This is a genomic window from Acetivibrio cellulolyticus CD2, from assembly GCF_000179595.2.
In the GTDB taxonomy this organism is placed as follows: Bacteria; Bacillota; Clostridia; order Acetivibrionales; family Acetivibrionaceae; genus Acetivibrio; species Acetivibrio cellulolyticus.
This window is the reverse complement of sequence record NZ_JH556657.1, coordinates 575,005-590,546: the sequence shown is the minus strand read 5'-3', so window position 1 is coordinate 590,546 and position 15,542 is coordinate 575,005. Positions and strand designations below refer to the sequence as shown.

The 15,542-nt window shown below is 34.5% G+C and carries 10 protein-coding genes; 4 read left to right on the top strand and 6 right to left on the bottom strand.

All coding sequences use genetic code 11. From position 1 onward, the window contains the following. Positions 1-10: 10 nt before the first annotated feature. Complete coding sequence (locus tag ACECE_RS0214565) at positions 11-4,519, bottom strand: non-ribosomal peptide synthetase (RefSeq protein ID WP_010248504.1); 4,509 nt, start codon at positions 4,517-4,519, stop codon at positions 11-13. A 252-nt stretch (positions 4,520-4,771) separates the two neighbouring features. After that, positions 4,772-6,625 (bottom strand): sensor histidine kinase, encoded by a 1,854-nt coding sequence (locus tag ACECE_RS0214560; protein WP_010248502.1) that lies wholly within the window; start codon positions 6,623-6,625, stop codon positions 4,772-4,774. Positions 6,626-6,833: 208 nt separating this feature from the next. Here ACECE_RS0214560 and ACECE_RS0214555 point away from each other — a divergent pair, with 208 nt between their 5' ends. Then, complete coding sequence (locus tag ACECE_RS0214555) at positions 6,834-7,490, top strand: response regulator transcription factor (RefSeq protein ID WP_010248501.1); 657 nt, start codon at positions 6,834-6,836, stop codon at positions 7,488-7,490. A 27-nt stretch (positions 7,491-7,517) separates the two neighbouring features. On the opposite strand, the gene ACECE_RS0214550 is transcribed toward ACECE_RS0214555, so the two are convergent. After that, positions 7,518-8,144, bottom strand: coding sequence for a class I SAM-dependent methyltransferase (locus tag ACECE_RS0214550; RefSeq protein WP_010248499.1), 627 nt, complete (start codon positions 8,142-8,144; stop codon positions 7,518-7,520). A gap of 89 nt (positions 8,145-8,233) precedes the next feature. Next, positions 8,234-8,416, bottom strand: a complete 183-nt coding sequence (locus ACECE_RS0214545; protein ID WP_010248497.1) for a DUF6472 family protein — start codon at positions 8,414-8,416, stop codon at positions 8,234-8,236. 411 nt (positions 8,417-8,827) lie between these two features. On the opposite strand from ACECE_RS0214545, the gene ACECE_RS0214540 reads away from it, so the two are divergent. The 3 genes from ACECE_RS0214540 to ACECE_RS0214525 all read left to right on the top strand — a co-directional run bounded on the left by ACECE_RS0214540 (position 8,828) and on the right by ACECE_RS0214525 (position 11,251). After that, a complete protein-coding gene (locus tag ACECE_RS0214540; protein WP_010248496.1) occupies positions 8,828-9,049 on the top strand; it encodes a hypothetical protein in 222 nt (73 codons plus the stop codon). A gap of 381 nt (positions 9,050-9,430) precedes the next feature. Beyond that, positions 9,431-10,726, top strand: a complete 1,296-nt coding sequence (locus tag ACECE_RS0214530; RefSeq protein WP_010248494.1) for a 3-isopropylmalate dehydratase large subunit — start codon at positions 9,431-9,433, stop codon at positions 10,724-10,726. Continuing rightward, positions 10,727-11,251, top strand: coding sequence for a 3-isopropylmalate dehydratase small subunit (locus tag ACECE_RS0214525; protein WP_010248492.1), 525 nt, complete (start codon positions 10,727-10,729; stop codon positions 11,249-11,251). Between the two features lie 107 nt (positions 11,252-11,358). Here the strand turns inward: ACECE_RS0214525 and ACECE_RS0214520 are convergent, their stop codons facing one another. Beyond that, positions 11,359-12,888 (bottom strand): condensation domain-containing protein, encoded by a 1,530-nt coding sequence (locus ACECE_RS0214520; protein ID WP_010248490.1) that lies wholly within the window; start codon positions 12,886-12,888, stop codon positions 11,359-11,361. A 137-nt stretch (positions 12,889-13,025) separates the two neighbouring features. Continuing rightward, on the bottom strand, positions 13,026-15,425 hold the full coding sequence (locus ACECE_RS0214515) for a DNA translocase FtsK (RefSeq protein WP_117385853.1): 2,400 nt from the start codon (positions 15,423-15,425) through the stop codon (positions 13,026-13,028). Positions 15,426-15,542: the final 117 nt, after the last annotated feature.

The following is a 15,542-nucleotide window of genomic DNA, read 5'->3' as shown; positions in this document are numbered from 1 at the left end:
AAATTATCAGTTAGCTAAATAAGCCATCCAGATCAGCTTGTAATATTTCAACGGCATCAAAATCTGACGGCGTAAAGTCCCTGCTCTCTTTATTACAGCAATGCTCTATTAATAATACGATATGGCTTAAATATTTCTCAGAAAAATCAAGCATGGTCCGTTCCTTAAAACAATTTCCGTTGTAGCTAATCCTTATTTCCAGCTTTTTATTTACAATGATTGCATTTATATCAACAAGGCAGGTCATTTGATTATTTACACTTATATCATTTCCGCACTTTTCATTGGAAACTGAAAAAAAGCTGCCATCAAAGGTATTATCAAAATCGCCCAGATAGTTGAATCTTATATATTTTCTCTCTAGATTTTCAAGAGTTTCAGATAAATACTTCAGAATACCAAACCCAACCCCTTTATTGGGAATTTTCCTAAGCTGTTCTTTTACAGATTTGATTGTCGCTTCAATAGAGTTTTCTACACCCCTTAAAGCAACAGGGTACATACTTGTAAACCATCCAACTGTTCTGGAAATATCAATATTGTCTACAGGAATCTGACGTCCATGTCCTTCCAATTCAATTATAATTTCTTCTTCCCCCGTAAATTCGCATACTGCCATTACAAGTGCTGCAACCAAAATATCCACGGTTTCTGTACCATATGAAATATTTGCACTTGTTAACAAATTTTCTGTTTTATCTCTTGTAAGATCTTTAACTAAAGAAGCAACCTTTTCTATAGATCTGTCTATAGGGTTAAAGTCCAATGGAAATGTAAAATTCCTTTGTAATATTGAATTCCAATACTCGGTTTCTTTTAGAACTTCACCCATGCTATATTCTTTTAATGTTTCCGCCCACTTTTGCATGGAATGGGTTTTTAGCGGGAGCATGTCCTCTGAAAAATTATTCTGGCACTCGAGGATTCTTTGCAGATCATCCAAAATAATTCTCCATGAAACTCCATCTATAACTAAATGATGTGCCGTAACTAATAACCGTTTCCCGCTTTTTCCAAGATTAAATACACACGCCTTTATTAAAATTCCTCTTGCAATATTAAAACTTGATTTAAGCTTCTCACCCATTTCATTCATCATCATTGTTTGCATTTCATCTGAGTATATTGATAAATCGAATTCTTCAATATCAAATTCATTTTTTAGATATGAATTGTTGTAGAACAATTTTCTCTCAACTGTATCAAAATTAAGCCTTAACGAATCATGATGCCTGACTAACTGTTCAAACGCACCTTTAAGCCGCTCAGTATGTACTTCCTGGTTAAACTTTAGTAAAACAGATTGGTTGTAATGATCTGCATTTTTAAAATTACTTGCCAAGAACCAAGATGAAACAGGTGTTTTTTCAACAATTCCTTCACAAAGTCCCTGCTCGGCACTATTGAGTCCAGTACATACTTCAATACGCACCGCCATATCTTCAATTACAGGATTAGACAATATATCTTTAACTGTAATTTTCAGACCCGCTTCATTAAGTCTTGACGCGATTTGAATTGCTTTAATTGAGTCTCCTCCTATATGGAAGAAATTATGCCTAAGACCTATATTCTTAATTCCAAGTACAGCTTCTATTGATTCTACAAGCTTGATCTCATATTCATTAACAGGCACCCTATATTCTGTTTTATTAACATTTCTTTGAGGCTGCCTAAGAAACTTTCTGTCTACCTTCCCATTGGAACTCAACGGAATTTCGTCTATTTGATTGATATATGTTGGAACCATATAGTCAGGTAAAAACCTGGAAAGATATTGGCGTATTTCACTTTCACAGATACTTTTTGAGCTTACCACATAAGCACAAAGGTATGTTGAGCTATCCTCATATTGCTGATCAATAACTACTGCATTATCAATAGAGTCATACTTCAAAAGGTATTCTTCTATTTCACCAAGTTCTATACGATAGCCGCGTATCTTCACCTGGTGATCGGCTCTCCCCACATACTCAATTACACCGCTGTCAAGGTATCTTGCAAGGTCACCTGTCCTGTACATTCTTTTATCTTCTAAAAATGGATTGGCTACAAATCTTTGATTTGTCAGGTCTGTTCTGTTTAAATATCCACGCGCAACTCCATCACCTGAAATATACATTTCACCTGTTTTTCCTTTAGAAACAGGATTCAAGTCTTCATCCAGTATATATATTTGTACGTTATCCGCCGGAATACCAATAGGAACAGATACGCGCCTGTCTTTTTCATAGTCATACTTGTAAATCATACAACCTACCACAGTCTCGGTAGGTCCATATTCATTATATATTTCAATATTTCCATTAAAGCTTTTATATACACTCTCTGCCAAACTAACTTTTAAGTCTTCGCCTCCTACAATAAAACGCTTTACTGAAGAATTTGAATTATCCAATTCCGTAATTAAGGATAAATGAGAAGGTGTAAGCTTAATAATATTCACCTTGTTTTCACTCATAACTCTATATAAAACATATTTCCCTTCATTCTGGCTGTACACAACTATTCTGTTACCGTTTATAAGCGGTGTAAATACAGACGTAACCGTTAAATCAAACGACAAGGATGAATACAACGCAAATATATCTTCGTCATCTTTTACATACATTTTCCTTGCCCACCAGATATAATTTACAAGCCCCTGATGTTCAATTATTACTCCTTTTGGTTTTCCTGTAGAACCTGATGTATATATTACATACACAGCATCACTGGGGTGATTTTGTGTATAAGGGTTTGATTTAAGCTGATGGGTTATATTATAATCATTAAGTTTTACAATCTGACCATTAAACTCAATTTCATTATCTATTTTACAGTTTGTAAGCAGCAAGGATGCCCCTGAATCATTCAGCATATAGCTGATACGCTCAGAAGGATATTCAGAATCAATAGGAAGATATGCCCCTCCAGCCTTTATAACAGCTAATATTCCAACAACCATTTCCAGTGAATGAGTTACCATTAATCCGACTATTTTTCCATTGCAAACCCCTTTTTCCCTCAAAAAATGTGCTGTTTGATTTGACCTTTCATTTAACTCCTCATACGTCAGATTTATTTTTCCAAAACTAACAGCAATCCTGTTGGGAGTTTTTTCAACCTGTTCTTCAAAAAGTTGGACAATTGTTTTACTTTTTGGATAATCCTTCTCAGTAGAATTAAAAGAATAAACAAGCTCATTTTTCTCTTGTTCACTTAAAAGAGTAAGGCCACTTAATTGCATATCAGGATTTACTAAAATCCACTCTATAATTTTCATCATACATGAATACATTTCTTCAATTTGCTCATTTGTATAATCGCTTATCTTATAGTCAAAATCCAAAGTCAAACTATTTGAATCAGACCAATCCTTAACTACAAGTTGAAGAGAATAGGTCTGGTTTCCATTATAAAACTCATTATTTTCTATGCGCAAACCATTAAGTTCACTATTAAGCTTTGTATTATAATAATTTACACAAACCTGAAAAAGGCTTTGAATACCTCTTTGTGCGAGCTGTAAGTCCTGCACCAAAAGATCATAAGGATACTTCTGGTTGAAAAAACAGCTTGTAAGCTCGCTGTTAACCATTTTAACCATATCCAATATGGTCCTCTTATTGTCTACACAAATCCTCAATGGCATAGTACTGGTAAACATACCAAATATGTTTTTTTCTTTTTTCCCCGATCTGTTAAGCACCGGAGTACCAATAATAATGTCTTTTTGTGGTGTAGTCTTACTTATATAAAGAATCATTAAGGAAACGAAAAACGTATTTATCGAAAATCTGTTTTGAGCTGCAAATTCCTTTATTCTTATAGAAAGGCTTTCATCAAGTTCATAAGTCTTCCTCATACCTTTTAGACTATTTGAATTATAATTTATAAAATTACTTTCTACATCCTCGAATTTATCATTCCAGAAATGGCCATTTTTTATAAACTTCTCTGATTTTAAGTACCCTTGCTCATTTTTCACATAATCAATATATGTTCCTTTTAAATCAGTATCGATATCTTCCCCGTGAAAAAGCTTCATATAGGTATCACAGATTTGGTTTGTCATAAGATTTACTGACCAGCCGTCACAGATTATATGATGAAACTTGGCAAAGTACCCATAATCGCTATCACTTATCTTAAAGATACAAAAATAATACAGATCACTGTTTTTAATCTTAAAGGGTTTGGTGCATTCACACTGCACCCATTTTTCCAACTCCATTTCTGCTTCTTCATACAGACTGAAATCAAAATATTCGATTTCTATTTCTTCATACTCCTTAACGTATTGGAAAACTTCACCATTGATTTCTGTGAGATTCAATCTTAGTGCAGCATTTGTTCTAATCAGATTATTTATAGATTGGCATAATAATTTGGTATTTACTTCCCCTTTAATTCTTATGGTACCTCCAATATTTCCAACAGAGGTATCAGGCTGAATCTCCTCAATATACCAGACTCTTTTTTGAGGGTGAGTTAATTGAAATAACTCATTATCCTTTTCAATTGATTTTATAAACATGCTTACTACCCCTTAAATAAACATATAATAGCGTTGATGTTTGTATAACTCTCAAAAGACAAATCAAATAAAGGAAAGATATTTCCCCAAATTGCCCAATATTTCTTCCTTTTATGCTATTTTATTCCCATTGGATTTTTACCTCAAGATAATGTCCGTCACTTTTTAATGACTTTTTGTAATGATTTTAAGTGTGACATATGTCATACATAAGTATTACACTTATCACATTTCTGATATTTTTAACCCTTTTTAAGAAAAGACTTCATCATCGCTGTTAACACAGACAGGAAGTTCCACTGTGATATTAAATCCGTTATTGGCTCTAGATAACACTGAAAGGCTTCCATTTAGTTCTTCAATCCTTTGCTTCATTCCCATAAGTCCCATTCCTAGCTTTATATCTGAGCATCCTACCCCATTATCAAAAACATATAGCTTAACACTTGATTCAAAAACCTTTAAAACAAAACTCATTTTAGTTGCTTTTCCATGCTTTATGGAATTTGTTATAGACTCCTGACAAATCCTGAAAATAACTCGTGAAACTTTTGCACTTATATTTTCAATTCCTTCATCCACTGAAAAATCAATCTTAATTCCGGTAATTTCATATTCCATAATTAAACTTTCCAGCTTTTCCATAAGAGACTCTTCAGTACTTTCTTCCACCAGGTTTTTGAGGGACTTTCTTATTTCATTGAGCCCATTTCGTGCAGTATAAATTGCTTTTTCAAGAATCTTATCCGTTTTTGGCCCATCATTCAAAACCGATAGGCGGCTGGCTTCTAAAAGCGCAATTAAAATAACCATGGAATGCCCCAATGTGTCATGGACATCTCGTGCAAAACGGTTTCTTTCTTTTATAAGCGTAAGTTCGCGAACTGCTTCAGCATATTCTTTTATTTTTTTATTTGAATCTACTAAATTTAAATTCATTACAAATAATTCATTATTAAGAATACTCAGTTCATCATTTTTGCTGTTGAGATCTTCAAGGAGCAGCTTGTGTTCTGAAATGTCGCTAAATGATATTATTCTACCGATAAATATATCATTATGGTACATTGGACGGATTATAAGTGTATAATGTCTTTTAAACTCATTTATAACACAAATTTCCTCAACAACTTCTTCTTCAGGCTTATCCAAGATTGCCTGAAGAACTTTTCTCTTCACTGCCAAATCTTCAATTACTTCTTCAAAATATTCTACAAAATAATTTAAACTCTTCTGATTCACTGAATCTATAAATCCCGGAAAATTATCTTCAAATGATTTGTTAATGGAAATTATATTATTATTTTCATCAATAACCATAATAGATTCACTAATGTTCCTGAAAACATGACTCATTGCAATAGGTTTAATATTCAATAATCTATATCTAAAAAAGGCTATGGTAAAGATAACCATAGTAATCATAAAACTTGCTGAAGATAAATCAAAATTCTCCCTTACAAAGTCTGCAAATACTATATCAAATTTTATCCATCCCAATACCTTCACCGTCGTCAATGTCACTGGCAGAAAAAACGAGAGAATCAACATATTGGACAGTACTCTGGAATTAAGCTTACGTTTAATTGAATATTTAAATAATAAAATTACACCTGCTAATGCATAAGTTATAAACACTACAAAATGCATCTTAAAGAAAATTCCATATTCCCTATTTTCATCAACAAAATAGGTAAATTGCTTATGGAAATCATTAGTTAATACACACAAATAGAAGAATGCAGGCAAGATAATAAGAAAATAGATATTTCTTTTTTTATCCAACAGCTTATTTTCTACGTACCGAAGGCAAAAAAGCAGCCAGACTAGAGCTCCAAAACATACAGCTGAGTATTCCAATAAAAATATAGGACCTGACTCTTGTTTCCCAAAATACAACTCAAATAGCTGACCACTGCACCAAAAAATTGGGAAAAGCATACACATAAGGAACGTATAATAGATTCTTGAAGTCCTGATCCTCATTACTTTTCTTCCCTGTATTGTGAAATACAAAAGAAGAAATATACCTGCAGCTATTGCAGAAATCAAAAAAAATGATACAATACATAATGGAATTTTTAAAGTTAATACTAATAAAGCCATGCAACAACCCCTAAGCTAAGTCTGCGTTTACAATATATAACCCATTATATAAAAAAAGTACTATCAATACAAACATTTAACATTTGTTTTCTTCAATTATTCAATTTTTTGTGATAAAATTGTATTAATTCAAAGAAAAAGTGACATTAGTATGTATCATGTTTACATTTAATTACATTTATTTTATTTTGGGAGGGCTTTTATCTAAATGACAAAGGTAATAATAGTAGATGATGAAGAAATCTTTAGAGAAGGAATAAAGTTTATTTTAGAGCAAGACAAAGACATTGAGGTTGTTGGCGAAGCACAAAACGGTATTGAAGGAATAAAAAAATGCGAAGCTTTATCACCGGACTTAATTTTGATGGATATTGTCATGCCAGAATGTGATGGAATTGAAGCAACCCGAATTATTAAATCCAAATTCGAAAACATTAAAATCATTATGCTTACCACATTTAATGATGAAGATAACATTGCCCAAGCTATTAGTAATGGTGCAGACAGTTATATTTTGAAAGATGTAGCCGCACCTGATTTACTTATGGCTATCAGAAGCTGCACAAAGGGCTTTAACGTAATTCAGAATAAAGCCTTCTCAAATATGCCCAAATGCTTTGGAAGATGCCCTCAAAAAATTTCAATTATAAAAAAGGACACACTCAATACTGCCAATCTCACACACAAACAAAAAGAATTGATAAGACTAATCGTCGAAGGAAAAGAAAATAAAGAAATCGCGTCTGAACTATATCTTTCAGAGGGCACTGTACGAAATTCAATCTCCAAACTCCTAAAAAAACTCAACTTAAAAGATCGTATACAGCTAGCTGTATATGCAGTTAAGAATGGTATATATGAATAATCAACTTTTAACTCCATTAAACATATATCAATCTGTCATTTTCTGCGATACCAATATAAATTGCTCATACCGCCTTATGTTTCCTTCCACATCAGGCTTTTCCACAGTATAATATTTGTACAAACTTGTTACGGTAAATCCCCCACCATTGAACATTTTTTTGATCTCACTCAAATTGAATCCGCAATGTGCCACCCTTTCTTCACCGTGGAAGCTGCCGTCTTCTTCAACTAAATCGCCGATAATCAAATATCCGTTATCTTTTATAATAGTAAAGCAAGCCTTCAGTACCTCAGGTATGTTCTCTATATGGTGTAGTGTCATAAGAGAAAATACCACATCAAAACTTGATTCCTTTAAATCTAAATCAGTTATATTACCTTCCAATATTTTAACATTATGAATATTACCCGATAAAACCTTGTCCTGTAAGACTGAAAGCATTGCCGGCGATGTATCAACCATGAAAACAGAATTAACTGAGGAAGAAAAATTCAGGCCTGCCAATCCAGTACCGCATCCAAATTCCATAATGTCGAAGTCCTTGCTCATATTTACGTTTTTAAGCATCTCTATTTGAAAAGCATTTGACATGCTGACAATAACAGGATTTTTATCCCAGTTAATGGCCTTTTCTTTAAAATTGTCCACCATTAATCATTCATCTCCTTTTACCATTGTTATAATATAATTAATGTCAAAAATACCTCTATGACAAATCAATTGAATAGTCTCAATTATGCTCATTTCTGTTTCCTAACAATTTTATATTCATCATTGAACTGGAAATATGGACAATTATCATATGATTTTCCCATAAATCTCACCATTTCGTCCTCGTCCAAATCAACTTGGCATCCATAGCAGTTGTATTCCTCGTCAAAAATGTAATTTATGCAACAATTGCAATTTGTTTTTTCTTTCATTTCACGTATCCTCCACATCCCCTCATATATAGGAGATTCCAAACTTTGATTTCAATATTTTACTATAATCCACTAAGCTTAGCAATAAATATATTAAGTGTCAATGTAGAGATATTGTAGCCTCTAGAGTTTACAACCAATTTATCTGATGCAAAATTTAACTTCGTCTATAATTTAACTTCAGGCTATATTCTCTCGCTAGCATACACCAAAACAAAATCTATATGTTTTAATATTGCATAGAACAAAAGCAGTGTTTGAGTTGACACTAAATATTTTTATTGCTATGATAAATTAAATGTTAAATTTTACATAGGTGAAGCACGTACTAAGGTGCACAGCAGTTATATATAGTGAAATTTACTTTTATTACTTAGTTTAACGTAAATGGTAAAGGGTGGAGAATGTAATATGGATAGTTTAGACAGAGATGGTTTGGTTGATTTAGTAAAAAGAATCAGAAATGGTGAAGGTAGTGATAAAGAATTTCATAACTGGCTGCAAGAAATTAAACATAGTGTTATGCATCCGGAAGTATTTAATGTCATAATAAGAAATACAGAAGGATTAAATGCTGAAGAGATTGTCGATGAGCTAATGAATTTTAGAGCGGTTAGAGTGCCCTCATTATAATAGTATATACCTATCATATTTTGCTTCTATTTTATAGTTCAAAGATGTATTGAGTAGAAATGATACCTGTAAGATTACTAATAGTCTTACAGGTATTTTATTTAGCCTCTTGGAGTGAAATGAAAGAGGCAAAAACGGAGGGACTCGATGTCCCAGAGTTTTTTTAATATAGTAATAATTGAAACAAGTCAAAAATCATTAAAAAAATCATTATTTCTAGGCAAATTACAGGAAGTATATAAATTATAGAGGTGTATAATAGAATCATAAGTTGCATATCAAATTAATAAATACTATAATGTTCTTCTTAAAAGTATTTATATAACAGCAATCCAATTTAGATACGATATATTTAATTATAAAGATAGGAGTTGATATAATATGAAATATACATTAGCAGAAAAAATCTTCAATGCTCATAGAGTTAATATGCCTTTTGAAGATACTCACGTATTAAAGCTTGATGCAGTATTTTGTCATGAAATCACAACCCCGATTGCTATAACAGACCTACAGGCAAGAGGAATGGATAGGGTGTTTGACCCTAATAAAATAAAAGCGGTAATAGACCATGTAACACCTGCGAAGGACAGTAAAACTGCCGAACAGGGTAAAATTCTCCGTGATTGGGCTAAAAAACATGGTATAAAGGATTTCTTTGATATTGGTAGAAATGGTGTATGTCATGCCATTTTCCCAGAAAAAGGGTTCGTAAGACCTGGATATACGATTATAATGGGTGACTCTCACACATGTACCCACGGAGCTTTTGGAGCTTTTGCCGCAGGTGTTGGAACAACTGACCTTGAAGTTGGTATTCTAAAAGGAGTTTGTGCTTTTCATTTTCCAAAAACAATTAAAATTGTTTTAAATGGAAAACTGAAGCCAGGAGTATTTGCAAAAGATGTTATATTGTTTGTTATAAAAGAATTAACAGTTAACGGTGCAACAAATATGGTAATGGAATTTACTGGTTCTATCGTAGATGAAATGAGTATGGAAGCTAGAATGACATTGTGTAACATGGCCATTGAAGCTGGTGGAACATGTGGTGTTTGCTATCCTGATATGACAACAGTAGAATACCTCTGTGATTATATAAAGGACGAATTTGAGTCAAAGGAAGCAGCTCTGAAGGAATATTCAAAATGGATTTCAGACGAAGGTGCGACTTATGAAAAGGTTTATGAGTTTGATTTGTCAAACTTAGAGCCAATGGTTACTTTCGGGTTTAAACCTGACCAGGTTAAAACAGTAAGAGAAATGACAGGTACAAAAATAAATCAAATATATATCGGAAGCTGTACAAATGGCCGTATTGAAGACTTAAGAGTGGCTGCCCAATTACTTAAGGGTAAGAAGATAAGTGATGAGGTACGCGGTATTGTAAGCCCCGCAACTCCTGCAATTTACAGTCAGGCGTTAAAAGAAGGTATTATCGAAATCTTCCAGGATGCAGGCTTTTGTGTTACAAATCCTACCTGTGGAGCTTGCCTCGGCATGAGTAACGGAGTATTGGCAGGCGGAGAATCATGTGCTTCAACTACAAACAGAAACTTCAACGGGCGTATGGGTAAAGGCGGAATGGTTCACTTAATGAGTCCTGCTACTGCTGCTGCATCAGCAATTGAAGGTAAAATTGTCAATTCGAATTTATTTGAGCAGGAGGGAAAGTAGATGAAAACATTTAGCGGAAAAGTCTTATTTTTAGATAGAAGTGATATTAACACGGATGAAATAATCCCTGCAAAATATCTTACTGAAATAACCAAAGAGGCGCTTAAGCCTTATGTTTTGGAAGATTTGATACTTGAAAGCTTTGATCCTAAAAAAGATATTTCGGGCAAATCCGTAGTAATAACGCGTGAAAATTTTGGATGCGGTTCATCAAGAGAACATGCTCCCTGGGCTTTGGAGGTAAACGATATTAACGTTGTAATTGCCCAGAGTTTTGCAAGAATCTTTAGACAGAATATGTACAACTGCGGAATGTTTGCAATCGAGCTTCCGAAAGATAAAATTGACTATCTTTTTGACACATACAGCAAAAAGGATGTTACCTTAACTGTAGATGTTGATAGAGACAAGATAATTGTTGAATCACAAGGTAAATCAGAAGAAATCGATTTTAAAGTTGGAGATTTTGATAAGACTTTGGTAAAGGAAGGCGGCTGGGTAGGCTACGCAGATAAAAACTACTAAGGAATAGCTGAAATAGTACTTCGGATTTTTCACATGGCGGGCCGTTTAGCTTCTCTCCACTGCTCGCCATGCAACCTCCTAATATAAACAGATAAAATATTTAGCATTTATAATTTACAGACTTCAATAAGTTCATTCTTAACTCTATTAACTAGCCTTTCAATATCTTCTTGAGGTATTGAACCTTCATAGATACCTGTTGTCAGAGTCAATATTCCATTGTAAGTACTTGCCATGAGTAGTAACCCCGGCATCTTAACAACAGGTGGAATTATATAAGCATCCGTCACGATCTTTCCACCAAAGCTAATCAATGTATTGGATATTTCCCCTACATTTGACAACACCGGTAAGCATTTATCCGGGCAAAACAAAGGCCAGTTTGATATACCATTATAGTAAGCCAGAATATCACTAAAGCGCATTTTTTCAAGCCGCTCCAGGCCAATAGCACTTTGTAATGCAGGTCGACTATTTTTTATTTTATTCATCATAGACACTACCCTAGATAATGTCTCCTCATAGGATTCATTTGGCATCAATACAATTCCTGTGGTTTCTGCGCCTGAAAAATTCCGTATTGCTTCTGTCTTGCGGTCAGTAAGATACCTCCTTAAATCAACTGTAACTTGTATTTCTCTTGTTTCGCCATAAATAGCCTCACTTATTTCAGTCATCGATCGGTAATAGGCTGTAAGAATCAGATCATTAATTGTCACTCTCCTGGACTTTGAATAATGTACTATTTTCTCAAATTGCTCCTGTGAAATTCTGTTGACTACAATCTGATATTTATCGAATCTTGCCTGTTGCCATGGAAACGGCCAAGTAGCATTTGTAATTTCCGAGCCTGGAACCCATTCTGCTTCCGGATCGTTTATACCCAAACTACTAAACAACCTATCCTGATCATTTCTAGTACGTTTGACCGTGTTAAATGCTGATACATTAAAATATTGATCAACCAGGGTATAATTCTCTGAAAGCAGCTGGATAAACTCCTTTGTTCCGGTTACATCGCAACAGGCATGGCTTATTTTTATGCACAAAGTGTCATTTAGGCCAAAACGTAGGAGTTTTAATTTGACCATCGGATCTATATCTATATCTAAAGGACTTTCCAAAAATTTCTTAACAGCTTCATCCAAGTTATCTGTCTCTTCAAAGGAACAAAATGCTACCCCGTCAATATTATCCAGTCGCCTCCAATAAGGCTTATCCCCTTCAATAAACTTGCATCCGAAAATAGGTTGCTCGTCGACCAATAGCCTTACTGCTCTCAGTAACTTTTGTGTATCCAAATACCCATCAAACCTTAAAACAGCCTGTATCTGGCAGTTAGCCAGCCCATAACGAGCAACGTAATTATAAATGTCGTGCCCGTTAGCATGCAGAATCTTTACATTATCCGGAGTTATTTCACTGCCTGACTTTTTTATTTTCAAATACTCTTCAAATTCCTTATTAACTCCCTTATAGTAATGCATTAAGTCTGAGCTTAGCTTTTCGAACATCTTTTCGTAATATTCCATATAAGGATTCTGAGGTGTCCATGATGGATCTTGTGTAGGGTTAAAATCCTCTGGTTTGCCTTCATAGGAAACTTTAATGTCACCAAATACAAATTCTATTTTCATATTCATTCACTCCATAAAATTTATACAAGTACAAACAATCCACCAAACCAAGTTTACACAATTAAAGTCCCGTTTGACGCAACAATTGCTATACCATATTATGGAGCTCTCAATATAAGTGTTACATATCACATACCTTATGCGTTCAACTCATCCCACTCCTGCCTGGTTATCAAAATTTGCCTTGGTCTGCTGCTGCCATCCGATGCACTAACTACTCCCCACGACTCCATTTGGTCCAAAATCCTTGCAGCCCGTGAATATCCAACTTTGAATTTTCGTTGTATCAATGAGGCGGAAGCCTGTCCTAATTCCAAAACCGTTACAATAGCTTGTGGAAGTAGTTCGTCATCTCCACTAGCGTCTGGTTTTGGCTGTTCAGTCTGGTTATCAATTTTTTGTAATATCTCCTCATCATACTCTGCACACTGTAACGATTTGATATGTGTTACTATTTTATCTACTTCCTTATCAGAAATAAAGCTTCCCTGTACTCGCAACGGCTTTGGCTGACCAAGCGGATAAAATAGCATATCTCCCCTGCCCAAAAGTTTTTCTGCTCCAGCCATATCCAATATGGTTCTAGAGTCTATTTGGGAGGAAACAGCAAATGAAATTCTGGAAGGAATATTGGCTTTTATAACACCGGTAATTACATTAACCGAAGGCCTCTGTGTCGCAATAACCAAATGCATACCTGCTGCCCTTGCCATTTGCGCCAATCGGCAAATGGAATCCTCCACCTCACCAGGAGCCACCATCATCAAATCTGCAAGTTCATCAATAATGATAACGATTTGGGGCAATGTCTCCCCTTCTCCCCGTTCCTTTATCAGCGCATTATAACCGCTTAAATCTCTAACATTATTTTCTGCAAAAATCCGGTAACGGTTTGTCATTTCAATTACTGCCCATGTAAGTGCTCCTGCTGCTTTTTTGGGATCAGTAACCACTGGAATCAATAGATGCGGAATACCATTATAAATACCAAGTTCAACCACTTTCGGATCTACCATGAGAAGACGTACTTCCGCCGGAGACGCCTTATATAAAATACTGACGATCAGAGTATTGATACAAACACTCTTTCCGGAGCCAGTAGCACCTGCAATTAAGAGGTGCGGCATTTTTGCAATGTCACCAACCACAACATTTCCTGCAATATCCTTTCCGACTGCAAAGGCCAGCTTGGAGGGATGATTCTTAAATACTTCCGAATCAATAACATCCCTAAGAAAAACAGGCACATTATTCTTATTGGGTATTTCAATTCCAACAGCCGCTTTACCGGGAATAGGTGCTTCTATCCTCACGCCAGTCGCTGCAAGATTTAGTGCAATATCATCAGCCAAATTTATTATTTTACTGACCTTAACGCCTGCATTAGGCTGTAGCTCATAGCGTGTAACTGTAGGTCCCTTGCTCACATTTAGTACTCTAGCACCGACCCCAAAACTTGCTAATGTATCAATCAATTTATGTGAGTTGTATTCGATATAAGCCTCAGTTTCTTCATCATAGTTCAATACTTCATTTTTTTTAAGCAGTTCAACCGGAGGTTCATATTCAGCTATATTCAATAGCATCTTGCCAGATTGAACCAGCTTAAAATCAGTTTGTACTTTCTTATTCACTTCGTTGAATGGCATAGGCTTTTTGTCTTCAAATCCAACATTATTAACTTCTTGATTTATTTGTCCATGGAAAGTTCCTATCTTCTCTTCATGCACTGAAATAGGTGATGGCTCTACATCATAACTCACTTCTTCTGCCATTATAAAATTAGTGTTCTCATTACCTTCACTATACTCATACAAGTTATCTTCAAATTTTAACTCCAATGTATCCGACTGTTTATTGCACTCCATTTGCAATTCCGGCATATTTTCGTCTATATTTTGCTCTATACTCGCTTCTATAATTTCTTCTATATTCTCTTCTTTAGATTGATTAAGTTCAACTTTAATATCTTCAGTATCCGGCACATTAACATCTAGAAGTTCACTTGCTTTATCTGTCTCAACCTTTTGTTCTTCCACCTTTGGTCGAATGGGGTCAAAAGGTGAGCGATATGGTACAAATTTTTTAATTTCTTCTCCAGAAACACTTTTTTTAGAGTCATTTACGGAACTATATCCATAAACCATCACTTTTGATGTTTCAGTGTTTTTATTCAGTGCATTTGAAGTATAGTCGGAAGAAGACATAGGTTTCTGCTCTGGACTACGCTTTGAAATCTCCCAGTTAAAATTATTTCTACCCACTCTTCTTGATGCTCTTGGTTCACTCTCCTCAACTATTCTCCGCGTGTTACTTTCCACCTTATTATATACTTCCTTAGAATGTATACTTTTCTTCTTACGTTTTTTATTAGACTGCTTTGCTAGAAAATAATATATAAAAGTGAAATATGCTGTTATTTCTAAAGCAATAAAAATAATAAATTTTACCCAAGAACCCCAGGCAAGACACATCAAAAGTAATATCATGATACCTTGAAAAATAAAGAAGTTGCGATTGATCCTAAAATTATTCATTCTTCCCTTTGAACGTTTCCTCATTCGTATATACATACCCTTCTTCGTTAGAATTATTATTCAATTTAATATAACATATTTTCGACAAATTTTAAATTGACCTTAACCTAATAAAAC